This window comes from Polaromonas sp. DSP2-3-2b2, from assembly GCF_049895905.1.
GTDB lineage: Bacteria > Pseudomonadota > Gammaproteobacteria > Burkholderiales > Burkholderiaceae_C > Polaromonas.
Genome location: NZ_JAFCTH010000003.1, coordinates 1 through 25,879, shown reverse-complemented (window position 1 = coordinate 25,879; position 25,879 = coordinate 1). Strand labels below are relative to the sequence as shown.

The following is a 25,879-nucleotide window of genomic DNA, read 5'->3' as shown; positions in this document are numbered from 1 at the left end:
GATTGAGAGTCTCCGGAAAGTTAAAAAGCTGAAGAAAACGGTGGTGTACGTGGCTGGGCGGCGCAGCAGGCGCCGCCACGTTGGCCTGCGGTAACCGCACGGTAACCTTAACCTTCATTCTACTGTTTGCCAATAGTCCGTTAGGTGGCCGTCAGGTCATGAAACCGCCGGAAAACACAGCCGATAACACCGCTTGAACGGCGCCGCCGCCGCGTGCTGCGCGAAGCTGCCGCCATGAATATCCATGACCCGGCCGACGATCTTGTGGCCCAGGCCCAGCCGGTCGGTGAAGGCCGGGGCGGCGGCCGGCGCGTCGTGGCCGCCCTGGCCGTCGTCGCACACCTGCAGCCAGGCATGGCCCGCATCGCTGCCCCACTGCACGCACACGGCCGTGCCCCGGGCGGTGTGCTGCAGGGCGTTGTCAACCAGGTTGCGCAAGGCCAGTTCCAGCAGCAGCGGATGCGCCAGCACGGTTTGGCGTTCAGCCCCCTGCACGCTCAACTGATGCCCGCTTTGCCAGGCCGCCTGCGCATAGCCGGCCACGACCTCGCGCGCAAGCGTGGCCAGGTCCAGCGGCACCAGCGCCTGCTGCATGCCGGCCTGGCCGGTGCGCGCCAGCGCCAGCAGCTGGCTGATGACATGGCCGGCGCGCAGCGCATCGGCGCTGATCTGCTGCAGAGCTGCAGCTTGCGCCTCTTTGGGCAAGGTGCCGCGAAGCGATGCGGCCTGCAGGGCAATCGACGACAGCGGGGTTCGCAGTTCGTGGGCGATTTCACTGGCCAGCTGGCGCTCGCGCTCCAGTGCGGCCTGCTGCTGGCCCAGCAGCCGGTTGATGGAGCGCACCACCGAATTGAATTCGCGGTAGGGATGGCGGGCCTGCAGGCGCTCGGCCTGGTCCACCTCCAGCGCCTCGACATCGCGCGAGAGCGCCTGGAGCGGCCGCAGGCCGCGCAAAATGGCCGCGCCCAGCGCCAGCGCCACCACCGGCAGCAGCCACAGGACGGGCTCGGCCAGCTGGGCGGCCACATCCTCGGCCAGTGCCTCGCGCTCCTCGAACTTCACCAGCACCATCACCTGCCGGCTGTGCGCGGCATCCCATTGCGAAAAGCTGCGCCAGGCGATGGCCGGGCTTCCCAGCCGCAGGTCGGCAAAACCGTCGCGCTGGACAAAAGGCGGCACCGGCGCCTCGCCCGAGCGCGCCAGCAGATGGCCGGCCGCGTCGCGCACCAGCACGCTCAGGGAAAACTGGTAATCGTGGTGCTTCAGGCTGGCCAGCGCCGGCCGGGCCATGCCGAGGTTGGCCTGGCGGTTCGGCTCCAGGGAATTTCCCGTGAAGGGCGGCAGGTCCAGCGTCAGCAGCAGCGCCGCTGTTCCCGCCAGATGGCCGTCGGTCAGCTCGTCGGCCTCGTGAATGCCGGTGCGGTGGCCAACGGCAAAAAACCCGGCCCACACCAGCAGCAGCGCCGCCAGCACGCCGAGCAGCAGGCGGCGCGTCAGCGAGGCCTGGCGGCCTGCGGGCGGCGTCATGGCGCGTCGTCCCGGGGAATGAAGTAGCCGACGCCGCGCAGCGTCTGGATCACGTTGTCGCCGATCTTGCGGCGCAGGTGGTGGACATGGACTTCGACCGCATTGCTGCCCACGGCATCCTGCCAGTTGTAAAGCCGCGCCTCCAGTTGCTGGCGCGACAGCACCCGGCCGCGCGACTCCAGCAGCAGCAGCAGCAGGGCAAACTCGCGCGGTGTCAGCTCCACCGGCTGGCCGGCGCGCAGCACGGTGTGCGCTGCCGGGTCGATCACCAGTGCGCCATGCACCAGCAGCGGGTGGGCGCGCCCCCCGGAACGGCGCAGCAATGCGCGCATCCGGGCTTCCAGCTCGTCCAGGTCACACGGCTTGACGAGGTAGTCGTCGGCGCCCAGGTTCAGCCCGAGGATGCGGTCGGCGACCTGGTCGCGGGCGGTCATGATCAGGACCGGCGTCAGGGTGTCGGGCAGGCCGCCTGCGGCTGCCGGCGCCTGCCGAATGCGCTGCACCAGCTGGCTGCCGTCGCCGTCGGGCAGGCCCAGGTCCAGCAGCACCAGGTCGAACGCCTCGCTGCGCAGGGCCGCCCAGGCGCTGCGCAGCGTGCCGCACACATCGACCGCATAGCCGCGCTGCTGCAAACTGGACTTCAGGCCCAGGGCGATGCCCGTGTCGTCTTCAACCACCAGGATTCTCATGCGCCTATTGTCGCGTCCGCCACTTATTTTTCAGGGTATCGCCGGTCGTTAAGAGTGACTTAAGGCATGGCCGTTACCTTCGCGGAACCCGATATGCCAAAAGCCCACATGTCTTACCTGCTGTTTCCCGTACCCTCGCCCCGCACACACTTTTTACGCTGGACCCTGGGCAGCCTGTTGCTGCTGCTGATCTGGGATTACTCCAGCCTTGACCTGGCCATGGCGCACTGGTTCGGCGCTGCCGGCGGCTTTGCGCTGGAAAGCCACTGGCTGTGGCGCAACCTGCTGCATGACGACATGCGGCCATGGCCCTGGGTGCTGGAGTTGTTCCTGCTGGTCGGCATCTTCCTGCCCCTGGGCAGCCTCAAACGCCTGCCGATGGCGCGGCGGGTGCAACTGGCCTTGACAACGCTGGCCGCGCTGCTGACCGTCTCGACCCTCAAGCTGTACAGCCACACCAGCTGCCCCTGGGATCTGCAGGACTTCGGCGGCGTGGCGACGCATGTGTCGCACTGGGCCTGGGGCATTCGCGATGGCGGCAGCGGCGGCTGCTTTCCGGCCGGCCATGCGTCGGCGGGCTTTGCCTTCATCGGCGGATTTTTCGCCTTCAGGCACGTGCTTCCCCAAACCGCCCGGCGCTGGCTGGCCGGGGCGATGCTGGCCGGCTTCGTCTTCGGGCTGGCGCAGCAGGTTCGCGGCGCCCACTACATGAGCCACACCTTCTGGACCGCCTGGCTGTGCTGGAGCGTGGCGGCCGGCGTGGATGCGGCGGTCAGCCAGCTGATTGCACAAACCCGGCCACGCGCGCCAGCACCGGCGCCCGGCTTCTGAGCACTTGCGCCATCGACGCCAGCAAGGTGACGTGGCTGACGCCGGCGAACAATTCGGACTCGACCCGCACGCCGCTGGCCCGAAGCCGCGCCGCCATCGCCACCGTGCTGCGCTGCGGATTGACCACGCGGTCTTCGGCCGGCGCCAGCAGTAGCGCCGGCGGCGAGGCCCGGGACGCATGGATGATCGGCTGGCTGTCGGCCGAGGTCTGCGGCCAGTCGAAGGCGACCCGGGTCTGGGCGTCGCCTATCGGCAGAAAATCATAGGGGCCGGCCAGACCAATCCAGCCCGCCAGCTGCGCGGGCGCCAGGCCGACCGCCGCCAGCCAGCGCGGGTCCAGAGCGACCATGGCGGCGTTGTAGGCGCCGGCGCTGTGGCCCATGACAAAAATCCGGCGCGCATCGGCGCCGAATTCGGCCGCATGGTCAACCGCCCAGCGAACCGCGCTGGCGCTGTCCTGCACGAAGGCCGGGTAGCGGAAGGCCGGGCTCAGCCGGTAGTCGGCGACCAGCGCCACGATGCCGGTTGAGGCCAGCGCCTCGCCGACAAACCGGTAATCTGCGCGCTCGCCCGACGACCAGCTGCCGCCATAGAAAAACACCACCATCGGCGCATTTCGGATTCCCGCAGCCGGCTGGTACACGTCAAGCAGCAGGCGGGGATCGGCGCCATAAGCCAGTCCCTCGATGCGCCGGTAGCTGTCGGTGGAAACGGTGGCGTTGAGCAGGTCGGCGCCCGAGCAGGCGGTGAGCAGCGCCGGCAGCATGGCCAGCAGCGAGCGCCGGGGCAATCTTGAAGTGAATGTGTTCATGGAACACGGTGATACGCACGGCCGGTGCGTACGGATTCAGCGCGGCTTCAGGCCACGCGGCAGATCTTCAGCATGTTGGTGCCGCCGGGCGCGCCCATCGGCTCGCCGCAGGTGATGGCGTACACGTCGCCGCTTTGCACGATGTCCAGGCGCAGCAGGTGGCTTTCAGCTTGTTCCAGCGCGGTGTCGCGGTCGGCGCTGCTGTCCATAAGAATGGGGCGCACGTTGCGGTAAATCGCCATCTTGCGCTGGGTTTCCAGGCGCGGCGTCAGTGCGTAGATCGGCACATGGATGTCGTGGCGGCTCATCCACAGCGCGGTCGAGCCGCTGTCGGTCAGCGCCACGATGGCCTTGGCTCCCAGGTAATGAGCGGTGAACAGCGCGCCCATGGCAATCGACTGGTCAATGCGCGCAAAGTTCTTGCCGGAGAAATCGCCGGTCAGTTCCTTGTATTCGGCTTTTTCGGCTTCCTCGCAAATTTTCGCCATTTCCTCGACGGTTTCGAGCGGAAAGCGGCCGGCGGCGGTTTCGGCGCTGAGCATCACCGCATCGGTGCCGTCGAGCACCGCATTGGCCACGTCGCTGACCTCGGCGCGCGTGGGCACCGGATTCAGGATCATGCTTTCCATCATCTGCGTGGCGGTGATGACGACCTTGTCGGCGGCGCGCGCCATCTTGATCATGCGTTTTTGCAGCGCCGGCACGGCCGCATTGCCGACTTCGACCGCCAGGTCGCCGCGCGCCACCATGATGCCGTCGCTGACCTTGAGGATTTCCTCCAGCTTCGGAATCGCCTCGGCGCGCTCGATCTTGGCGATCAGGCCGGGCTTGTGCCGGTAAGGCGCGGCGGCCACGTTGCACAGCTGGCGCGCCATTTCCATGTCGGTGGCGTTTTTCGGAAAGCTCACCGCCACGTAGTCGGCCTGAAAGCTCATGGCCGTCTTGATGTCGTCCATGTCCTTGGCTGTCAGCGCCGGCGCGGTCAGGCCGCCGCCCTGCTTGTTGATGCCCTTGTTGTTCGACAGCTCGCCGCCGAGCTTGACGGTGGTGTGGACTTCCTCGCCGCGCACCGCATCGACGGTCAACACGATCAGGCCGTCGTTGAGCAGCAGCACGTCGCCGGCTTTCACATCGCGCGGCAGTTCCTTGTAGTCGAGCCCGACGCCCTTGACATCGCCCGGCTCGGTGCGCGAGGCGTCGAGGATGAATTTCTCGCCCGGCACAAGCATCACTTTGCCCTCTGCGAACTTGCCGACGCGGATTTTCGGGCCCTGCAGGTCGGCCATGATGGCGACCTCGCGGCCGGCGCGCTGGGCCACTTCGCGCACCACGGCGGCCAGGTTGATATGGTCCTGCGCCTTGCCGTGGCTGAAGTTCAGGCGCACCACGTTGACGCCAGCGCGGATCATTTTTTCCAGCAGCACTGGGTCGCTGGAAGCGGGACCGAGGGTGGCAACGATTTTGGTGGCGCGACGCGTCATGAAGGTGTCTCCTTTTGTAATTTAGTTTCCGGTTTATACACGAAACAGGTTACACGGCGGGTACCAGAAACAAGCGCCGCACGCCAGCCAGACCGCTCAAGGGCGGCGCAAACCCCCGAACGCTGCAAACCAGCGCTCCAAACGGCTTTTTATAAGCAAAACAGGCCGTTTGCGCACACCCCGCCTGCGTGAGCAGCTATCAAAACAGAAGCCGTAAGCGTCAGCCCGCCGCCCGCTTTTGCAAAATCTCGAACGCCGGCAGCGTCTTGCCTTCGAGCACTTCGAGGAAAGCGCCGCCGCCGGTGGAGATGTAGCCCACGTCTTTTTCAATGCCGTACTTGGCGATGGCCGCCAGCGTGTCGCCGCCGCCAGCAATTGAAAAGGCGCTGGACTCGGCAATCGCGCGGGCGATGCCTTCGGTGCCCCTGGAAAAAGCCTCGAACTCGAACACGCCGACCGGGCCGTTCCAGACGATGGTGCCGGCGCTTTTGAGCTGCGCGGCCAGCCGGGCGGTGGTGTCGGGGCCGATGTCCAGGATCAGGTCGTCGTCCTCGACCTCGCCGGCCTGCTTGACGGTGGCGACGGCGTCGGCCGCAAAGGCCTTGGCGCAGACCACATCGGTCGGAATCGGCACCTCGGCGCCGCGCGCCTTCATCGCCTCGATCACGGCGCTGGCCTCGGCCAGCAGGTCGGGTTCGGCCAGGCTCTTGCCGATGTTCAGGCCCTGCGCCAGCATGAAGGTGTTGGCGATGCCGCCGCCGACGATCAGCTGGTCGACGTTGGCAGCCAGCGCCTTGAGGATGGTCAGCTTGGTCGAGACCTTGCTGCCGGCGACGATGGCGACCAGCGGCCTTTTCGGATGGGCAAAGGCCGCCGTGATCGCGTCCATCTCGGCGGCCAGCAGCGGTCCGGCGCAGGCGACGGGCGCGTATTGCGCGATGCCGTAGGTCGAGGCTTCGGCGCGGTGCGCGGTGCCGAAGGCGTCATGCACGAAGATGTCGCACAAGTCCGCCATCTTGCGCGCTAGACCTTCGTCGTTTTTCTTCTCGCCCTTGTTCAGGCGGCAGTTTTCCAGCATGACCAGCTGGCCGGGCTGGACGTCAACGCCATCGATCCAGTTGCTCACTACGGGAATCTCGCGCTGCATCAGTTCGCCGAGCCGTTTGGCGACCGGCGCCAGCGAATCGGCGGGCTTGAATTCGCCTTCCACCGGGCGTCCGAGGTGCGAAGTGACCATCACCGCCGCGCCGGCGTCGAGCGCCATCTGCAGGCAGGGCCTTGATGCGCGGATGCGCGTGTCCTCGGTGATGGCGCCGCTGGCGTCCTGCGGCACGTTCAGGTCGGCGCGGATGAACACGCGCTTGCCGGCCACCTGGCCGCTGGCGCACAAATCGGAAAAACGGATGAAATTCATGAAAACTTCCAAAATACGATGATTGAATTAGCCACTGACCGACGGCCGGCTGAAATTGTAGGCGGGCAGCCAGGTTACCCAAGACCCGTTGATACGCGCTACCAACCTGCACCCAGGTGCAATGACAGGTACACCGCCATCCCGCTGACGATGGTGCCCAGCACGCCACGGCGCCAGAAGAACCAGGCCACGCCCGCCGCCGTGCCGAACAGCCGGGCATCCTGCCAGGTGCTGATGAGGTGGCCCTGCGTCATGACGATCTCGGGAACGATCACCGCCGCCAGCGCGGCAATCGGCGCATAGTCCAGGCCGCGCCGGGCTAGTTCCGGCAAGGTCCACGGCTTGTTGGAGAGGAAAAAAAAGCAGCGGGTCAGCACCGTCACGCCCGCCATGCCGGCGATGGTCGCGACGGTCCAGAGATCGGTCTCGTTCATGGCTTGTTGTTCCCAGGGGCAGCGCCCGGCGTCTGCGCCGCCGCGCCCAGGCCCGCCGCCCGTTCAAGCATCAGGCACACGGCAACCGCCGCCGCGATGGCCACCAGGATGTTGAGCTTGAGCGGCAGCGCGAACGCGGCCACCGCCGCAACGCCCGCCACCAGCGCCGCGATGATGCGCAAACGTGTGGTGACCAGCGAGAAAGAGATGCCAAGCAGCGCCAGAATGCCGGCAAAGCCCAGCCCCCAGGCGGTCGGGATGAAATTGGCCAGCGCGATGCCGACCAGGCCGCTGCCGACCCAGTTGGCCCAGCACAGCCCGCAATTGCCCGCCAGGTAGGCCTGCTGCGCCAGGCGCTGGTCCGGCGTGTCGCCGGGCGCGGGAAAGCGGCGAACGAACAGCACATAGCTCAGGTCGGTCGTCAAAAAGCCGGTCAGCAGGCGCTGACCCAGCGGCAGGTGCATCAGGTAGGCGCGCAGGTGCGCGCTGAACACCACGAAGCGCAGGTTGACGCAAAACGCCGTCGCCAAAATCACCCAGGCCGGCGCGCCCGCGACCAGCAGCGGAATGGCGGCCAGCTGCGCGCTGCCGGCATACACCAGCACCGTCATCAACAGCGCCTCGATGACGCTCATGCCCGACTTGACCATGGCCACGCCGGTCATCATTCCCCAGGCGGCAAAACCCGGCGCGACCGCGAACATGTCGCGCGCGCCCTGGCGGAATTCAGCGTGTCGGTAGTAGGCGGCGCGAAGGAACACCGGGGCTCACTTTGCGAAGAGCATGCCGGGCGCCAGCGCAAAGCCGCGCAGGAAGTCGGCGGCGCCCAGGCGCTTGCCGCCGGCGCGCTGCAGTTCAGTGACATTCAGCACGCCATCGCCGCAGACGACCCGCACGCCATCGGCATTTGCAGACAAAATCTGGCCTTCGCGCACATCCGGCGGGCGTGGGCAGCTATCAATTTCAGAGTTCCATAGCTTCAGGGTGTCCGGCCCGAGCTGCGCGCTGGCGCCCGGAAAAGGCGTCATGGCGCGAATGTGCCGGTCAATCACGGCCACCGGCTGCGTCCAGTCCACCGCTGCTTCGGCTTTTTCAATCTTGTGGGCATAGCTCACGCCTTGGGCAGGCTGGCGGACCGGATGCAACTGGCCGCCGCCGGCAAGATTGAGCGCCTGCACGATCATCTGCCCGCCCAGCGCGGCCAGCCGGTCGTGCAGCGCGGCCGTGGTGTCGGTGTGTTGAATCGCGAGTTTTTCGACCCCCAGCATGTCGCCGGTGTCCAGCCCGGCGTCCATCTGCATGATGGTGATGCCGGTTTCTAAATCACCGGCCTGGATCGCGCGGTGAATCGGCGCCGCGCCGCGCCAGCGCGGCAGCAGCGAGGCATGGATGTTGAAGCAGCCCAGCCGGGGCATGTCAAGCACCCACTGCGGCAGGATCAGCCCGTAGGCGGCGACCACCATGGCATCGGCCTGCGCCGCTTCGATCGCTTCGCGCGCTGCAGCGGCGTCCTCGGGGTATTTGCCGTCCAGCCGCAGGCTTCTAGGCTGGGCGACGGGAATCTGATGGCTTTCAGCCCACTGCTTGACGACAGAGGCCTGCAGCTTCAGGCCCCGGCCAGCGGGGCGGTCGGGCTGGCTCAAGACCAGGGGGATTTCAAAACCGGCGCCGTGCAGTTGTGCAAGCGCCACTCGGGCAAATTCAGGGGTTCCGGCAAAAATAACGCGCATGGGCGCTATTTTCACCCAAGCCCGCGCACAGGGCAGCCTTCACCAGTCAGGGCCACGGAACCGGCTTTGCCGGGTCGTAGGCGCAGCGGCCTCCTCGGGGGGCAGGAAGCCACACGCAGTGGGCGACCGTGGGGGCTATTTAAGTTGTTTGATCAGCTTGGTCTTGATACGGTTGCGCTTCAGGGGCGACAGATATTCGACGAACACCTTGCCGATCAGGTGGTCCATTTCATGCTGGATGCAGACCGCCAGCATGCCTTCGGCCTCGTGAATTTGCTTCTGGCCGTCCAGGTCGAGCGCCTCGACCCTCACCGCCAGCGAACGCTCGACGCCGTCGTAGATGCCGGGCACTGACAGGCAGCCTTCGTCGCCGGTGCGCGTCTCAAGGCTGGCCCAGACGATCTCGGGATTGATCAGCACCAGCGGCTGGTCGCGCGCTTCGCTCACGTCGATGACCAGCAGCCGTTCATGCACATCGACCTGCGTGGCGGCCAGGCCGATGCCCTCGGCGTCGTACATGGTCTGGAACATGGCGCCCGCCAGTTGGCGGACTCTGGCGTCGATGGCGGCCACCGGTTTGGCCACGGTATGCAGGCGCGGATCGGGATAGCGAAGAATGGTGAGTTGGGTCATGGCGGGAATGAGGAGAAGTCGCTATTTTCGCCACTTTTCCCGATTTTCAAAGGCTCCAATCCTCTCAGAATCGCCTAATCATTGCTTAATCAAGGGCTTGGGTACAGAATCGCTGAAAATTTGCGCGGATACAAGCATTGCAAAATGCGTTTCCTTGTAGCGTAAAGTAAACGCAGCCGTCCCAACAAGCTTCTCAAGATGCACACAACTTTTGGTCGTTTCCGCCCTGTTTCAATGGCTGCTGCCGTATTGCTGTCCCTAGCAGCCAGCGCGCAGGCCCAGAACTTCCCCATCACGCCCGGCCAGCAGGCCACGGCCGCGCAGGTGGCCCGGACCGGCATCCCCGTGGCAGACCTGATGCCCAATGCCCCTGACAGCTACACCGTCAGGTCGGGCGACACACTGTGGGCGATCTCGGGCCTGTTCCTCAAAAGTCCCTGGCGCTGGCCCGAACTGTGGGGCATGAACCTGGAAGACATCCGCAACCCGCACCGCATCTACCCCGGCCAGCAGTTGTTCCTTGACAAGAGCGATGGCCGGGCGACCTTGCGCACCCGGCGGGCTGGCGGCGATGGTGCGCCGCAGGGCACCGTCCGGGTATCGCCACGCACCCGCTACGAGTCGCTGGCCGATGCCTCGATTCCCACGCTGGCGCCGCAGGACATCGAGCCCTTCCTGGCCGAGCCCCTGATTGTTGATGAACTGAGCTTTTCGCAGGCGCCGCGCATCGTCGCCACCCAGGAAGGCCGGGTGCTGCTCAGCCGTGGCGACCGCGCCTACGCGCTGGGCGGCTATGCCGGCGGCGATGGCCCGGGCAAGCCGCTGAGCGACCACAAGGGCGAGCCGCTGGATTACCGGGTGTTTCGCAATGCCACGCCGCTAAAAGACCCGACCACCCAGGAAATCCTGGGTTACGAAGCGCACTACGTCGGCAAGGCCGAACTGGTGCGCGGCGAATCCAGCGTCCAGAATACGGACAAGGACAGCAAGCTGCAGACCGAGCGGGTGCCTGCCACCATCGACATCATCGCCGCCAAGGAAGAAATGCGGGTCGGCGACCGCCTGATTGCCGAGCCGGCCCGCGAGTTGCGCAGCTATGTGCCGCGCGCGCCCTCGTCGCCCATGGCGGGACAGATCGTCTCGGTCTACGGCAACGCCGTGGCCTGGGCTTCTGAAAACCAGATCGTGGTGATCAACCGGGGAAGCCGCGACGGCCTGGATCGCGGCCATGTCATGGCTATCTTGAAGGACGGCGAGCGCCTGCGCGACAGGACCGACAGCGCCCGGCCGGACATCAAGCTGCCGAACGAGCGCAACGGCCTGCTGATGGTGTTTCGCACTTTCGACCGGCTGTCATATGCGCTGATCCTGCGGGCCACCGACGGCATCAAGGTCGGCGACCGCTTCACCAACCCGGATTGAACCGCTTGCGGCCGGTTCACAGCGCGCCAAGGCGCTGGCCCAACGGGCCTCTTGCTAAAGGGTGACTCCCATGGATTCCGAAGAACTCCGAGCCTGGCTGCGGCTGGCGCTCACGCCCGGCGTGGGCAACACCACGGCGCGCAAGCTGCTGACGGCCTTCGGATCGGCGCAGGCCATTTTTGAACAAAGCAGCGCGACCCTGCAACAACTCGGCTCCGACAAGCTGGCCAGCGCCCTGCGCAGCGAGCCGCCCGGCTTGGCGGCCCAGCTGCAAGCCACGCTGGACTGGCTCAAGGCCGGGGACGACCGGCGCATCGCGGTACTGGGGGATGCGGCTTACCCGGCGGCCCTGCTCGACATCGAAGACCCGCCCTTGATGCTTTACATGCTCGGGACGCTTGCCAGTCAATCGGATAAAGCTATCAAAACAATAGCAAATAGCTTGGCCATCGTCGGCAGCCGCAATCCGACGCCGCAAGGCGAAAGCAATGCCCGGCAGTTTGCCAGGGCGTTTGGCGGCGCCGGCATCTGCGTGGTGTCGGGGCTGGCGCTGGGCATTGACGGCGCGGCCCACGATGGCGCGATGCTGGGCGGCGGCGAGACGATTGCGGTGGTCGGCACCGGGCTGGACCGGGTCTATCCCAAAAAACACCTCGACCTGGCGCACCGCATTGCCCGCCAAGGCATGATCATCAGCGAATTTCCGCTCGGAACGCCGCCGCTGACGGCTAACTTTCCCAAACGCAACCGCATCATTTCCGGCCTGAGCCGGGGAACGCTGGTGGTTGAGGCGGCGCTGCAGTCGGGCTCGCTGATCACCGCCCGGCTGGCGGCCGAGCAGGGCAAGGAAGTGTTTGCCATTCCCGGCTCGATTCATTCGCCGCAGTCGCGCGGCTGCCATGCGCTGATCAAGCAGGGCGCCAAGCTGGTGGAGGTGGCGCAGGATGTGCTCGAAGAGCTGCGGCTGGTCCCTGCAGGTTCTGGCGCCGCGCCTGCTGCCCCGCCAGAATGTGACGAGGCGGATGCAACCGCTGGCGCTAGAAACGATCCGCTGCTGGAGGCGCTCGGGTTCGATGCGGTCAGCCTCGACGCCGTACAGGCGCGAACGGGCCTGGACACCGCCCATCTGCAGGCTAAATTGCTCGAACTCGAACTCGACGGACAGGTCGCTCGCCTGCCGGGTGGACTGTTTCAGCGCATGGCGGCGGGTTGAGCTTATCTGCGTTATATTGAATGCATGTTTGAAGTTCTGGTCTACGTTTACGAAAATTACTGGCAGGGTGCCGCCTGTCCAGAAATCGACAGGCTGGGGCGCAAACTGATCGCGGCAGGCTTCGAAGCCGAGGAAATCCAGGAAGCGCTGGTCTGGCTCGACGGGCTGAACATTGCCGCCAAAGGTACGAAAATCAGTCCACCCGATGCGCCAGACACCGACGCCGGCGGTACGCTGGACCCAGGCAGCACGCCTGCGCACATGCAGGCGCAATCGAGCAACAGCCTGCGCATCTATTCCGTGGCCGAACAGGCGCACCTGGGCGCGCAAAGCCTCGGGTTTGTCTGCTTTCTGGAAACATCGGGGGTGCTGCCACCGCACATGCGCGAAATCGTGATGGACCGGGCCATGGCAGCGCCTGGCGACCCCGTGTCGCTTGATGACCTGAAGATCATCGTCCTCATGGTGTACTGGAGTTTTGGCGAAGAGCCCGACGCGCTGGTGCTCGATGAACTGTGCGACGACGCCGAAGGCCGCCTCGCGCATTGACCGGCGGCCTTGCAATCGCCATGGCGCTGCGCCTTTCTCTACAGAGCCGCATCTGGCCAGTTGCCTTGGCAAGGATGCCGGTCAGGGCCAATCACCAGAACCCATACTTCTTAAGCATAAAATACGCCTTTCGCGCAAGCGCAGTAAGCGTTAGAAGCTATGAATTCAGTAGCAAAAAGTTGCCAGCCACTCACGTTCCATGACCACAGGTCACGGGCGACTTCGCTCTAGCCCAGCAACCGTTCGGGATTGGCGTCCAGCTTGGCCAGGGCATCGCGCGTGGCGCGCACCGTCAGCGCTTCCTCTTCCGTCGGCACCAAGAGCCCAGCCTGCAGGTAGGCCGCCAGCCGGCGCATCTGGATCAGGAAGCTGCGGCCGTCCGATGCGGCGAACAGGTGCAGCTGCTTGCGCTCGCTGCACCAGGCAAACTGCACATGGCTGATTTTTCCGTTGTGGTCCAGGTTGAACCAGCTGCCCGGCTGCAATTCCCTGGCCCAGGCGCGCATGGCGTCGGTCGGCTGGCTGCCGCCGTCGGCAATCACCTCGATATGGGCCGAATCGATCCCGATCATGGTGACCAGCCTTTCGGCATCGAGCGGAAAGTCGCCGACATCCTGCTCTGAAAGATAGTCTTCCAGGTTGGTCAGGCGCTTGGCCATGGCATCGATTTTTTCAAGCGGAATCGCATCGGTCTTTGACATGAAGGCATCGGCCATGGTGGCGCTGATGATCTTCAGCTGGGCATCCTGCGCCGCCAGGTCCAGCCCCAGCAGGGTCATGCCCTGGCGCAGCAGTTGCAGCTGCCTGGGCAGCGCGGCAATCACACGCGACCGGTCGCTGCGGTTCGGCTTGGCGCTTGCCGACCACACCAGATCGGCCGCAGCCTGCTTGAACAGCAGGGTCTGCGCATGCTGCGGGCCATTTTTCATCGCGGCAATCGCCAGCACCTCGGCCCAGATCCTGAACAGGAATTCGCGTATCTCCTCGCGCACCGGCATGTCATCGAGCATGGTGCGCATCTCGATGGTGTACTGCACGGTCATGGTTTCCTTCTGCTCCAGCTGCTGGGCCAGACTGACCGCCCGGGCCACGCTGCCCTGCTCGGCAAAGAAACGCGACAGGAACTTGTCGAATTCTTCATAGACCAGCTGGAACACGCGGCGTCCGGTCTCCGGGTACTGTTCGATGACCTGCACGACGCGCTTGATTTCCGTCTCAAGAACATCGCCCTCGACGGTCACATCGAAGCCCAGCGCGCACGATCCCATGCGGTCGATCAACTGGCGCGCCGGATGCTCCAGCGAGCTGAAAAACTCCGGCTCAGCGACCGCCACCCGAAGAACCGGCATCTGCAGGCGTGCAAACCAGACCCGGATCTGGGGCGCAATACGGTCTTCCGCCAGGATGCTCTGGAACATCAGGGCGACGATTTCAATCGTGGCTTTTTCCGCGGAACTGGAAGCCGCCTGTTTCAGCACGCTGGTTCGCTGGCGCAGTTCATGCAGCGCTTGGTCAACCTGCGTGCGGGCAAAGCCCTGGTCCGACTGCCGGGATTGCCCGGAGCCGTCCAAAATCGCTTCTTCAGCCTGCTGCTGCAGGCGGTTCATGGCGTGTTCAAGCTGTGGCGAGGCTCGGCGCGCGCTGGTCTGGTCGAACCCTTCGACGCGGCTCATGAGCATTTGCTTGAGATGCCCGAGCACGCCCTGCGCCCGCATGCGCACGCGGGCCAGCGGCGTGGTCGCGGTCTGCATGCGCGTTTCTTCCTGCACGGTATTGCCCGACCAGCCGCTTCGCACCGCTGCCGGCGGCTGGCCTGGCTCGCCAGGGCCGGCCGCCATCCTGCCTGGCGCCGGGGCATCCCGACTGTCCAGAATGCCGGCGCCGGCAGACGTCGTTTTGCCCAGATTTTCGTCACTTTCTGGAACGCTGGCGGTCCTGGCGGCATTCACGGCGGAAGGCGTGCGCCGGACCAGGGGCCGCAGGTCGATTTCCGCCATGACGCCGCGTTCAATCAGGAACGCGTTGGTCGCGTGGTAGATCTCCAGCATCCAGGCCGCCATGTTCTTGTGGATCGTGTCCTGGCCCAGCAGCCATGCCGAATGCGGCAGGCCCGCCAGCGTCCATTGCTCGACCAGGTGCTGCGCAATCACTTCCGGGCGGAACAGGTCGCGCCGGCCCAATTCGGACTGGCCTTCCAGGCTCTGAATGCGCAGGCGCAGGTCATTGAGTTCCCAACTCGCGAAATCCAGCAGGCGCAGGGCCAGGCGCGAGGCAAGAATGCGGTGCTCCACGGCATCGTTGCCGACCAGTTCCATTTTTCCAGGCTCCAGCAGCCCTAAAGCCGCCGTCTTGGCGGACGGGGGGAATGGTTGGCGAACGGCGCCCAGGATTCCCTGAACCCAGGCCGGGCTGTTTTCCTGGTAAAGCCGCAGAGCGTCGCGCAGATCCTGTATTTCGCGTGCGTTCCCTGTCCGCAGCGCAAGTTCAGACAGCGTGTCGCCAATACTCTTGGCCAGCATGGGCACCATCTGGACCACGCGCTCTGTAAACAGGGCGCGAGCCTGTCCAGCAAGAAAGCTTTGCGACGGATTGCGGGACAGCACGGCTGACGATGACGCGTTGTCGAATCGGCCTAGACTATCGCGCCCGCATTGGGATCATTCGGGTCTTCGTCTTTTTTCGACGGCCCCTTGATCAGGTCTTCGCGCTTGATGCCCAGCCACATGGCAATCGCGGCGGCCACAAACACCGACGAGTAAATGCCGAACAAAATGCCGATGGTCAGCGCCAAGGCGAAGTAAAACAGCGTGGGGCCCCCGAACAGCAGCATCGACAGCACCATGATCTGGGTCGAGCCGTGGGTGATGATGGTCCGGCTGATGGTGGAGGTGATCGCGTTGTCGATGATCTCCTCAGTGTTCATCTTGCGGTAACGGCGGAAGTTCTCGCGAATCCGGTCAAAGATCACCACCGATTCGTTGACCGAATAACCCAGCACGGCCAGCACGGCGGCCAGTACCGCCAGCGAGAACTCCCACTGGAAAAAAGCGAAAAAGCCCAGAATGATGACCACATCGTGCAGGTTGGCGATGATGGCCGCCACCGCATACTTCCACTCGAAACGAAACGCCAGGTAGACCATGATGCCGAACACCACCATGGCCAGGGCCTTGAGGCCGTCCTGCGCCAGTTCCTCGCCGACCTGCGGGCCGACGAACTCGGTGCGGCGCAGCGTCACGTCAGGGCTGGCGGCTTTCAGCGCGGCAATCACGGTATCGCTCTGCTGCGCCGTGCTGACGCCTTTTTGCGCCGGCAGACGGATCATCACGTCGCGCGAAGTGCCGAAACTCTGCACCTGGACATCGTTCAGACCCAGCTTGGCCACCGTGTCGCGAATCTTGCCGACATCGGCTGCTTGGGTGTAGTTCACCTCCATCAGCGTGCCGCCGGTGAACTCGACCGACAGGTGCAGGCCTCGCGAGAACAGGAAGAACACCGCCAGCGCAAAGGTGGCGAAACTGACGACGTTGAAGATCAGCGCGTGCCGCATGAACGGGATGTCGCGCCGGATTTTGAAAAATTCCATCTGGGATCCTTGGAAAGCAGCTCAGGAAAAAGAGGCGGTCATGGCTTGGCGAGCGCGCCGTCCGAGGGCGGGCGCCAGATCGTGCCGATGGACACCGTCTTGAGCTTTTTTTGCCGGCCGTACCAAAGATTGACCAGGCCGCGCGAGAAGAAAACCGCAGAGAACATGCTGGTCAGGATGCCGATGCAGTGCACCACCGCAAAGCCGCGCACCGGCCCGGAGCCGAAGGCCAGCAAGGCCACGCCGGCAATCAGGGTCGAAATGTTCGAGTCCAGAATCGTCGCCCAAGCGCGCTCGTAGCCTGAATGAATGGCGGCCTGCGGTGAGGCGCCGCCGCGCAGTTCCTCGCGGATGCGCTCGTTGATCAACACGTTCGAGTCAATCGCCATGCCCAGCGCCAGCGCCATCGCCGCCATGCCCGGCAGCGTCAGCGTGGCCTGCAGCATCGACAGCACGGCCACCAGCAGCAGCAGGTTGACCGCCAGCGCAATGCCAGAGAACAGGCCGAACAGCATGTAGTAGCCGGCCATGAAGGCCACGATCACTGCAAAGCCCCAGGACACGCTGTGAAAGCCCTTGGTGATGTTTTCGGCGCCCAGCGTCGGGCCGATGGTGCGCTCCTCGATGATGTCCATGGGCGCGGCCAGGGAACCGGCGCGCAGCAGCAGTGCCAGGTCGCTGGCTTCGGCCACGCTCATGGAGCCGGAAATCTGGAAACGGTTGCCCAGTTCGCCCTGGATGACCGGCGCGGTCAGCACTTCGCCCTTGCCTTTTTCAAACAGCAGGATCGCCATGCGCTTCTTGAGGTTCTCGCGGCTGGTGTCGCGCATGATGCGGCCGCCCTTGGCATCGACGGTCAGATCCACCTTGGGCTGCTGGTTCTGCGAATCAAAGCCCGGCTGGGCGTCGGTCAGGTTTTCGCCGGTCAGGATGACCTGCTTCTTGACGATCACCGCCTGGCCGTTGCGCTCGAAGAAGCGCTCGGCGCCAAACGGCACCGGGCCGTTGTTGTTTTCGGCGGCGCGCGCTTCCGCGCTGTCTTCGACCAAACGCATCTCCAGCGTCGCGGTACGGCCCAGGATGTCCTTGGCCTTGGCCGTGTCTTGCACGCCGGGCAGCTGCACCACGATGCGGTCGATGCCCTGCTGCTGGATCACCGGCTCAGCCACGCCGAGCTCGTTGATCCGGTTGTGCAGCGTCACCATGTTCTGCTTGAGCGCCTGGTCCTGAATGCGGCGTGCGGCCTCAGGCTTGATGGTCGCGGTCAGCTTGTAGTCGGTGCCGTCTGGCGCCTCGGCCATTTGGAGGTCGGGAATCTGGTCCTGGATCAGATTTTTGGCCAATTCAAGCGTGGCGGTGTCACGAAAGCGGATCTCAATGGCCTGGCCATTGCGGACGATGCCACCGTGCCGGATGTTCTTTTCACGCAGCGACAGGCGAATGTCGCCGGCCAGCGATTCGGCGCGCTTGGTCAGCGCCGCCTGCATGTCCACCTGCAGCATGAAATGCACGCCGCCGCGCAAATCGAGCCCAAGGTACATCGGGTTGGCATTGAGCGCCGTCAGCCAGGCCGGAGAGCGGGACAGCAGATTGAGCGCGACCACATAAGCCGGGTCGGCAGGGTCTGGTGAAAGCGCCGCCTGAATGGCGTCCTTGGCCTTGCCTTGGGTGTCGGTATCGCCAAAACGGGCCTTGATGGAACCGGCTTCCAGCGTGATGCCGTCTGCCGTGATGCTGGCTTGCTTGAGCGCCTGCTCGACCTTTGCCAGTGTCGTCGTGTCCACCTTCACGGTGGACTTGCTACTGGAAACCTGTACCGCAGGCGCTTCACCGAAGAAATTGGGCAGCGTGTAAAGCGCTGCAATCAGCACCACCACCGCCATGATGGCGTACTTCCAGGCCGGATAACGATTCATGAGAGATTTGTTCCTGATGAACGGAAAACAAAAGGCGCACTGGATGGCCCAGTCTTGCCGGCTGTACCGTCTTGTCTAACTGCGGTAGGGCCTTATTTGGCGCTGCTGATGGCGCCCTTGGGCAACACTTGGACGATGGCGCTGCGCTGCAGCTGCACTTCGACGCCGGAAGCGATCTCCAGCGTCAGGTAGCCTTCACCCAGACGCGTGACCCGGCCCAGCAGGCCGCCGGCCGTGGCAACTTCGTCTCCCTTGGCCAGTGCCTCGATCATGGTGCGGTGTTCTTTCTGCTTCCTCATCTGTGGCCGGATCATCACAAAATACAGCACCACGAACATCAGCACCAATGGCAGCATGCCGGTCAGGGTGGACATCATGTTACTGCCGCCGGCTGCGGCAGCAGGGGCAGTCTGGGCAAAAGCTGAAGAAATAAACACGGCTGACTCCACATTTTTAAAGGAACACTGACGAGCGCCCCGGCCACAAAGGCCGGAGCATGAACCGGTGGATTGTATGCGTCCGCAGCGCAAGCGCTGAATTCAACTCGCGTGCGTGCGGCTATTTCGGCCCGCCCTTGGCGGGCTCAAGCCGCCGCGACCTCACGAACCCGCTCCGGCTGGCGAAACGCCTGCATCAGCGCCGTCCATTGCGGCCGGGCAGCGGCCAGGTGGCGCGCCTTGACATGGCCGTAGCCCTTGATGAGTTCGGGAATCCGGGCGATTTCCGCCGCTGTGGCATGGTTCTCAAGCCTCAAGCCGGCCAGCACTTCCTCGATGCTGGCGCGGTACTCGGCAATCAGCGCGCGCTCTTCCCGGCGCTCGTCGGTCCGGCCAAACACGTCAAAAGGCGTGCCGCGCAAGCCCTTGAGCCTGGCCAGCAGCTTAAAGCCGGTCAGCATCCACGGTCCGAATGGCTGCTTTTGCAACTCGCCCTTGTCGTTTTTCTTGGCCATCAGCGGCGGCGCCAGGTGGTAGTTGAGCTTGAAGTCGCCTTCAAACATGGCGTTGACCTTGTTCAGGAAACCGGTATCTAGGTGCAGCCGCGCCACTTCGTACTCGTCCTTGTAGGCCATGAGCTTGAAGAGGTAACGCGTGACGGCCTCGGTCAGCGTGGTCTTGCCCAGCGGCGCCTCCACGGCACGCACTTTTTCCACAAACGCCTGGTAGGTCTGCGCATAAGCCGCATTCTGGTAGTCGGTCAGGAACGCCACGCGCTTGCTCAGCATTTCGGTCAGGGACGGCTTTTTGACGAACTGGATCACCTGCGCGGCCTTGAACAGCGCCTGCACGGAAGCCAGGTCATGCGCGCAGCGGCGGCCCCATTCGAACGCCGCCTTGTTGTTGTCCACCTGCACGGCGTTGAGCTCAATCGCCCGCATCAGCGCGGCGTGCGACAACGGCACCCGGCCCTTTTGCCAGGCAAAGCCCAGAATCAGCGGGTTGGTGTAGATCGAGTCGCCAATCAGCTGCACCGCGACCTGCTCGGCGTCAAAACTCGCCATGCCTTCGGCGCCCACGGCCGAACGCACGGCGCTTTCGCAGTTGCCGCCCGGAAACTGCCAGCCGGGGTTGGTCACGAAAGCCGCCGTCGGCGTGCCGTGGGAATTCATCGCCACGAAGGTACGGCCCGGCTGCATCGTCGCCAGGGTGTACGGGCTGGCCGTCACGATCGGGTCGCAGCCGATCACCAGGTCGGCCTTGGCCGTATCGACCTTGCTGGTGTAGATGGCTTCCGGCCGGTTGGCGATCTGGATGTGGCTCCAGGTAGCGCCGCCCTTTTGCGCCAGGCCGCCGGCATCCTGCGTGACCACGCCCTTGCCTTCGAGGTGCGCGGCCATGCCCAGCAGCTGGCCGATGGTGATGACGCCGGTGCCGCCGACGCCACCGACCACGATGCCCCAAGCGCTTTCGGCCACCGGCAGCACCGGATCGGGAACCGGCGGCAGGCTGGACAAATCGCCCTTTTTCTCTTTCTTTGGCTTTTTGAGTTGGCCGCCTTCAACCGTCACGAAGCTCGGGCAGAAGCCCTTGACGCAGGAGTAATCCTTGTTGCAGGTGTTCTGGTTGATCTGGCGCTTGCGGCCAAATTCAGTTTCCAGCGGTTCGACAGACAGGCAGTTGGACTGCACCGAACAGTCGCCGCAGCCTTCGCACACCAGTTCGTTGATGACGACACGCTTGGCCGGGTCTACCAGCGTGCCGCGCTTGCGGCGCCGGCGCTTTTCCGTCGCGCAGGTCTGGTCGTAAATGATGACGGTCGTGCCTTTCAGTTCGCGGAACTCGCGCTGGAGTTTGTCGAGTTCGTCGCGGTGGAAGACCTCAACGCCCGGCGGCAGGTCGTTGATCAACTCGGCGTGGCTGGCGCGTGCGGCGCTGCTGTCCAGCGTATGCGTGCGGCCATGGTATTTTTCGGGCTCGTCGGTAACCACCACCAGCCGGGCCACGCCCTCGGCCCGCAGGCTGTGCGCAATCTGCGCCACCGAATGGCCTTCGGGCCGCTCGCCGACCTGCTGGCCGCCGGTCATGGCCACGGCGTCGTTGTACAAAATCTTGTAGGTGATGTTCACGCCGCTGGCAATGCTCTGGCGGATCGCCAGCAGGCCGCTGTGAAAGTAGGTGCCATCGCCCAGATTGGCAAAGATGTGCGGCTCGGTGGTGAAAGCCGACTGGCCGACCCACGGCACGCCCTCGCCGCCCATCTGGGTAAAGGTCGAAGTGCTGCGGTCCATCCAGGTCGCCATGTAATGGCAGCCAATGCCAGCCACGGCGCGCGAGCCTTCGGGCACGCGGGTGCTGGTGTTGTGTGGGCAGCCGCTGCAGAACCACGGGGCGCGCTCGCCTGTATCGGTTTTGGTTTCAATCAAGGCGCGTTCGCGGGCGGCAATGATGGCCAGCCGGCCCTGCATGCGGGCCACGATGTCGCCGGGAACGCCGAGCTTGGTCAACCGCTTGGCAATCGCCTTGGCAATGATGGCCGGCGTCAGGTCGGCTTTCGCCCGCAGCAGCCAATTCTCGCTCGGGTTGGACCGACTCCATTCGCCTCCCGACTCGTCGCCTTCGGGTTCGTCGAACTTGCCCAGCACATTGGGCCGCACGTCGGCGCGCCAGTTGTAGAGTTCTTCCTTGATCTGGTATTCGATGACCTGGCGCTTTTCCTCGACCACCAGGATTTCCTGCAGGCCCTGGGCGAAGTCGCGGGTGATGGTGGCCTCTAACGGCCAGACCACATTGACCTTGTGCAGCCGAATACCTAGCTGGTGGCAGGTGTCCTCGTCCAGCCCCAGGTCGTTGAGCGCCTGGCGCGTGTCGTTGAAGGCCTTGCCACTGGCGATCAGGCCGAAGCGGTCGTTCGGCCCTGAAATCACGTTGTAGTTGAGCTTGTTGGCGCGTACATACGCCAGCGCTGCATACCACTTGTAGTCCATCAAGCGCGCTTCCTGCTCCAGCGGCGCGTCGGGCCAGCGGATGTGCAGGCCGCCCGGCGGCATCTGGAAGTCCTCGGGAATGATGATCTTGACGCGGTCCGGATCGACCGACACCGAACTTGACGACTCGACCACTTCCTGGATCGTCTTCATGCCCGACCAGACGCCCGAAAAGCGGCTCATGGCAAAGGCATGCAGCCCCATGTCAAGGATTTCCTGCACGCTCGACGGAAAGAACACCGGCAGGCCGCAGGCCTTGAAGATGTGGTCGCTCTGGTGCGGCGCGGTCGAGCTTTTGCTGATGTGGTCGTCGCCGGCAATCGCAATCACCCCGCCATGTTTGGCCGTGCCGGCCATGTTGGCATGCTTGAACACGTCCGAACAGCGGTCCACGCCCGGCCCCTTGCCGTACCAGATGCCGAACACGCCGTCGAACTTGTTGGTCTGCGGGTACAAATCCAACTGCTGCGTGCCCCAGACGGCGGTGGCGCCGAGTTCCTCGTTCACACCGGGCTGGAAGACGATGTTCTGCGCCGCCAGATGCTTCTTGGCGGCCCACAGCGCCTGGTCGTAGCCGCCCAGCGGCGAGCCCCGGTAGCCGCTGACGAAGCCGGCGGTGTTCAGGCCGTCGATGGCGTCACGCGTGCGCTGCAGCATCGGCAGACGGACCAGCGCCTGCACACCGCTCATGAAGGCGCGGCCGTGGCCAATCGAATATTTGTCGTCGAGCGTGACGGTTTCCAGCGCTTTGCGGATGTGCTCGGGCAGCGGTGCGTTCATGGTTTTGTCTCCAGAAATTATGGTCATGACCGGCCTTGTGAGACGGTGGTTTTGCCAGCGTCAAGCCCGGTCAGGCCCGCACTTTGGCTTTAAGCAAAAGTGTATGGCCCGCTCCCGGATATGTCTTTGCTTTTTTTGCCTGATTTTGCCTACCTGGCGCAAGAATCTTGCCGCAAAATGCCCGATATGGAAACATTGGACAAGTTTGACATCGCCATCCTGAACGAGTTGCAACGCGAGGCGCGTCTCACCAACACCGAACTGGCCTCGCGCGTCGGCCTGTCGGCCGCGCCCTGCTGGCGGCGCGTGCGGGCGCTGGAGGACGCCGGCTTCATCACCGGCTACCGGGCCGAGATCAACCGCCACAAGATCGGCCTGGGCGTGCTGGCCTTCGTGCGGCTTGATGCGGCCCGCAACACCGGCGAGGTGCTGCAGGCGCTCGAAGAAGCCATCCGCACCATTCCCGAGGTGGTGAGCTGCCACTACATCAGCGGCACCGGCACCTTCGAGCTGCAGGTGGTCAGCCGCGACCTGAACACCTTCAGCCAGTTCGCTAGAGACGTGCTGATCAACCTGCCGAATGTGAAGGATTTGCACACCAGCTTTTCGCTGGGCGAGGTCAAGGCCGGCGGCGCGCTGCCGCTCGGGCATTTGACCGGCTAGCCGCACGGAGCAGGCGTTGTTTCACAGATTTGTCATGAAAAAATCGGATTATTCGAGACTGACCATTCTGTCAATTTGGAGCACCTCAATGTCTGAAAAATTTCCCCAGGCTCAATCAATTTTCACGGACCCGGACGATCTGGAAAACAACACCAGCGGCAACCACAGCATTCACGACGTGCTTGCGGCCCGTCTGCACCGCCGACATGTGCTGGGCGGAGGCATCGGAGCCATGGCCATGGCCGGTTTTGGATCTCTGAGCGTGGCCGCTTGCGGCAGTAGTGATAGTTCGGAAGTTGCTCCTACCCCCACACCAGCCCCGGTTGGGCTTAACTTTGCAGCTGTAAATAAGTCAAAACTCGACCGCGTCACGGTACCTGCGGGATACACAGCCACAGTCATCTATGCTACGGGCGACTCTATCGACCCGAACGTACCCGACTACCTGAACAACGGCTCACAGGACAATTTTGCCCGCCGCTCGGGTGATCACCACGACGGCATGCACTTCTTCGGCCTGAGCGCAGCGGACACGCCCGCGCCCACCAACAACGACCGCGCCTTGCTGGTCATGAACCATGAAAACATCACGGGCACCGTGCAGTTCATGCATGCCACAGGCCAGACCAACATCGCTGCAACCGCCGGCCCGCGCCCGGAAGCTGAAGTCGTCAAGGAAATCGAAGCCCACGGCGTCTCGATCATCGAGCTGGGCAAAACGGCTGGTAAATACGGTTACGTGAAGGCTTCGACTTTTAACCGCCGCATCACGGGTTCGACACTGATGGAACTGACCGGTCCTGCCCGTGGCTCGGCTTTCACCAAGACAGTTTTTTCGCAGGCCGGCACACAAACCCGCGGCACTATCAATAACTGCGGCAACGGCTACACGCCGTGGGGCACCTATTTGGCGGCTGAAGAAAACTGGGCCGGCTACTTCATTCGCGGTGCAGACGCCGCTGTTCGCACGCAAAAAGACAATAGCGCCTTGCTGCGCAACGGCATCCGTCCACCAGTTGCGCCAGCCACCACGTCTTCAGGCTTTGCTCACAACCGTTGGGCTTCTGTCGTGCCTGCCACCCCCGGCAGCACCGACTTCAGCCGCTGGGACATTACCGCCGACCCAGCGAAGCCAGCCGATGGCACGGGTGACTTCCGCAACGCGCACAACACCTTCGGCTACATCGTCGAAATCGACCCGTACAACCCAACTTCGGTGCCAGCCAAGCGCACCGCGCTGGGCCGCCGCGCCAACGAAGGCGCCTGGCCCAGCCTGGCCGTTGTCGGGCGTCCACTGGCGTTCTACATTGGCTGCGATTCACGCGGAGAGTACATCTACAAGTTTGTGTCGAAAAAGCCTTGGGTCGCTGCAGACGCCAATCGCGCCGACCGCCTGAACGTGGGCGCCGAGTACATGGATGAAGGCACGATTTACGCAGCCCGCTTCAACGCCAACGGCACCGGCACATGGGTCAAGCTCGATTTGAGCAATCCTGACGTGGCGGCCGGCGTGCCGGTGAGCGCGCAAAACCCCGCAGGCTACAAGCATGACAGCCTGGCCGACATTTGCGTGAACACGCGACTGGCGGCTGACGCGGCCAAGGCCACGCGCATGGACCGGCCGGAATGGACCGCCGTGAATCCGAAGAACGGCGAAATCTACATCACGCTGACCGAAAACCCGGACCGTGGCAACACGACCGCCGTGTCTGGCAACAACTTCCTGAACCCGGATGTTGACCCGGCCAACCCCCGCTACTGGCTGGACAGCAAGGGAACTTCGTCGCAAAACGCAGCACCCATTGCAGCCCAGCGCGGAAACGTCAACGGCCACATCATGCGCATTCGCGAAGATGGCGACAACGCCGGCGCCGAGAGCTTTAAATGGGACATCTTCCTGTTTGGCGCACAGGCCAAGGCCGATACGGGCCTGGACGACGTCAATTACCAGGCCAATGTGAATTTGTCAGGCCTGAGCGACTTCAACGACCTGTCCAAGCCTGATGGTTGCTGGTTCTCCAAAGTCAGCGGAATCTTGTGGATCGAAACCGACGACAACACCTACACCGACGTGAGCAATGCCATGCTGCTGGCTGCCGTGCCGGGCACGCAAGGCGATGGCGGCTCCATCACGGTCATCGACAAGGCCGATGGCAGCCCGAACCGTGCGGTGACGACCGACAAGACGGTGCAGACATTCATCGGCAAGAAAATGACGGACGTCACGTTCAAGCGCTTCCTGACCGCCCCCACGGGCGCGGAAGTCACAGGCGTGGCCGAATCTCCAGACGGAAAGGCGCTGTTTGTAAACATTCAGCATCCTGGCGAGAACACCTCGACAGCCAGCTTTGCACTGGGTTCGTTTGAAAGCAACTGGCCAGGAACCACGGTAGGTGGCCTGGCGACGCCCTACGGTCCGGGCGGTGCATCGGCCCGTCCCCGTTCAGCGACCGTGATGATCACCAAAGACGACGGCGGCATCATCGGCCTTTGATTCCGTTGCCAGACCAGCCGTGCGCGCGAAGGCAAAAAGCGCACGGCTGACAGGGCAAACCAGTGCGCCCTTCCCAATATTGGGCGTCTGGTGCTAACACCTGAAAACGGCGATGGATTTAAATCCCATCGCCGTTTTAGTTACGCAAACGGCTTTTCCAGCATTAAATATGCCTTTTCCGGCTGGATTGCGTAAACAGCTATTATTTTAGGGGCTTAGGAACCAGAGCTTATCGACAGCTAAGCTAAGTTCCTATCGTGATTCAGAAAAACCGGTATTTCA

At 64.0% G+C, this 25,879-nt stretch carries 20 protein-coding genes; 6 read left to right on the top strand and 14 right to left on the bottom strand.

All coding sequences use genetic code 11. The features are described 5' to 3' along the window. Window positions 1-156: 156 nt before the first annotated feature. Entirely contained in the window at window positions 157-1,527 is a 1,371-nt protein-coding gene (locus tag ACP7AD_RS03985) for a sensor histidine kinase (RefSeq protein WP_426148098.1), read from the bottom strand. Beyond that, window positions 1,524-2,216 carry a response regulator gene (locus ACP7AD_RS03980; RefSeq protein WP_426148097.1) on the bottom strand — a complete coding sequence of 231 codons (693 nt, stop codon included), beginning with the start codon at window positions 2,214-2,216 and terminating at the stop codon, window positions 1,524-1,526. The genes ACP7AD_RS03985 and ACP7AD_RS03980 overlap by 4 nt, the downstream gene beginning before the upstream one ends. A 93-nt stretch (window positions 2,217-2,309) precedes the next feature. Here ACP7AD_RS03980 and ACP7AD_RS03975 point away from each other — a divergent pair, with 93 nt between their 5' ends. Then, the gene (locus ACP7AD_RS03975; protein ID WP_426148096.1) at window positions 2,310-3,047 is read left to right on the top strand and encodes a phosphatase PAP2 family protein; all 738 of its coding nucleotides are present in this window, start codon (window positions 2,310-2,312) and stop codon (window positions 3,045-3,047) included. Here the strand turns inward: ACP7AD_RS03975 and ACP7AD_RS03970 are convergent. The 7 genes from ACP7AD_RS03970 to def all read right to left on the bottom strand — a co-directional run bounded on the left by ACP7AD_RS03970 (window position 2,989) and on the right by def (window position 9,550). Continuing rightward, the gene (locus ACP7AD_RS03970; protein WP_426148095.1) at window positions 2,989-3,858 is read right to left on the bottom strand and encodes an alpha/beta hydrolase; all 870 of its coding nucleotides are present in this window, start codon (window positions 3,856-3,858) and stop codon (window positions 2,989-2,991) included. The genes ACP7AD_RS03975 and ACP7AD_RS03970 overlap by 59 nt on opposite strands. 47 nt (window positions 3,859-3,905) lie before the next feature. Beyond that, window positions 3,906-5,339 (bottom strand): pyruvate kinase, encoded by a 1,434-nt coding sequence (gene pyk / locus ACP7AD_RS03965; RefSeq protein ID WP_426148094.1) that lies wholly within the window; start codon window positions 5,337-5,339, stop codon window positions 3,906-3,908. A gap of 220 nt (window positions 5,340-5,559) precedes the next feature. Next, on the bottom strand, window positions 5,560-6,753 hold the full coding sequence (locus tag ACP7AD_RS03960) for a phosphoglycerate kinase (protein WP_426148093.1): 1,194 nt from the start codon (window positions 6,751-6,753) through the stop codon (window positions 5,560-5,562). Between the two features lie 98 nt (window positions 6,754-6,851). Further along, entirely contained in the window at window positions 6,852-7,187 is a 336-nt protein-coding gene (locus ACP7AD_RS03955) for an AzlD domain-containing protein (RefSeq protein ID WP_426148092.1), read from the bottom strand. Further along, on the bottom strand, window positions 7,184-7,948 hold the full coding sequence (locus ACP7AD_RS03950; protein WP_426148091.1) for an AzlC family ABC transporter permease: 765 nt from the start codon (window positions 7,946-7,948) through the stop codon (window positions 7,184-7,186). The genes ACP7AD_RS03955 and ACP7AD_RS03950 overlap by 4 nt, the downstream gene beginning before the upstream one ends. A 6-nt stretch (window positions 7,949-7,954) precedes the next feature. Then, on the bottom strand, window positions 7,955-8,917 hold the full coding sequence (gene fmt, locus ACP7AD_RS03945; protein ID WP_426148090.1) for a methionyl-tRNA formyltransferase: 963 nt from the start codon (window positions 8,915-8,917) through the stop codon (window positions 7,955-7,957). Between the two features lie 135 nt (window positions 8,918-9,052). After that, on the bottom strand, window positions 9,053-9,550 hold the full coding sequence (gene def, locus ACP7AD_RS03940) for a peptide deformylase (RefSeq protein WP_426148089.1): 498 nt from the start codon (window positions 9,548-9,550) through the stop codon (window positions 9,053-9,055). Between the two features lie 198 nt (window positions 9,551-9,748). Here def and ACP7AD_RS03935 point away from each other — a divergent pair, with 198 nt between their 5' ends. The 3 genes from ACP7AD_RS03935 (at window position 9,749) to ACP7AD_RS03925 (ending at window position 12,734) form a co-directional block, all read left to right on the top strand. Further along, window positions 9,749-10,972: a LysM peptidoglycan-binding domain-containing protein gene (locus ACP7AD_RS03935; protein ID WP_426148088.1), complete on the top strand. Its 1,224-nt coding sequence runs from the start codon at window positions 9,749-9,751 to the stop codon at window positions 10,970-10,972. A gap of 70 nt (window positions 10,973-11,042) precedes the next feature. Then, complete coding sequence (gene dprA, locus ACP7AD_RS03930; protein WP_426148087.1) at window positions 11,043-12,185, top strand: DNA-processing protein DprA; 1,143 nt, start codon at window positions 11,043-11,045, stop codon at window positions 12,183-12,185. 24 nt (window positions 12,186-12,209) lie between these two features. Beyond that, on the top strand, window positions 12,210-12,734 hold the full coding sequence (locus tag ACP7AD_RS03925) for a DUF494 domain-containing protein (RefSeq protein ID WP_426148086.1): 525 nt from the start codon (window positions 12,210-12,212) through the stop codon (window positions 12,732-12,734). A 227-nt stretch (window positions 12,735-12,961) separates the two neighbouring features. On the opposite strand, the gene ACP7AD_RS03920 is transcribed toward ACP7AD_RS03925, so the two are convergent. The 5 genes from ACP7AD_RS03920 to ACP7AD_RS03900 all read right to left on the bottom strand — a co-directional run bounded on the left by ACP7AD_RS03920 (window position 12,962) and on the right by ACP7AD_RS03900 (window position 22,440). Then, a complete protein-coding gene (locus ACP7AD_RS03920; protein ID WP_426148085.1) occupies window positions 12,962-15,337 on the bottom strand; it encodes a DUF1631 family protein in 2,376 nt (791 codons plus the stop codon). Window positions 15,338-15,366: 29 nt separating this feature from the next. Next, a complete protein-coding gene (gene secF, locus ACP7AD_RS03915; RefSeq protein ID WP_426148084.1) occupies window positions 15,367-16,320 on the bottom strand; it encodes a protein translocase subunit SecF in 954 nt (317 codons plus the stop codon). A gap of 38 nt (window positions 16,321-16,358) precedes the next feature. Continuing rightward, window positions 16,359-18,236 carry a protein translocase subunit SecD gene (secD, locus tag ACP7AD_RS03910; RefSeq protein WP_426148083.1) on the bottom strand — a complete coding sequence of 626 codons (1,878 nt, stop codon included), beginning with the start codon at window positions 18,234-18,236 and terminating at the stop codon, window positions 16,359-16,361. A gap of 92 nt (window positions 18,237-18,328) precedes the next feature. After that, window positions 18,329-18,673, bottom strand: coding sequence for a preprotein translocase subunit YajC (gene yajC / locus ACP7AD_RS03905; protein WP_426148082.1), 345 nt, complete (start codon window positions 18,671-18,673; stop codon window positions 18,329-18,331). Window positions 18,674-18,819: 146 nt separating this feature from the next. Beyond that, entirely contained in the window at window positions 18,820-22,440 is a 3,621-nt protein-coding gene (locus tag ACP7AD_RS03900) for an indolepyruvate ferredoxin oxidoreductase family protein (RefSeq protein WP_426148081.1), read from the bottom strand. 186 nt (window positions 22,441-22,626) lie between these two features. Between ACP7AD_RS03900 and ACP7AD_RS03895 the strand changes: the two genes are divergently transcribed. Further along, complete coding sequence (locus ACP7AD_RS03895; RefSeq protein ID WP_426148080.1) at window positions 22,627-23,103, top strand: Lrp/AsnC family transcriptional regulator; 477 nt, start codon at window positions 22,627-22,629, stop codon at window positions 23,101-23,103. Between the two features lie 88 nt (window positions 23,104-23,191). After that, entirely contained in the window at window positions 23,192-25,597 is a 2,406-nt protein-coding gene (locus ACP7AD_RS03890; RefSeq protein ID WP_426148079.1) for a PhoX family protein, read from the top strand. The last annotated feature ends 282 nt before the right edge of the window (window positions 25,598-25,879 follow it).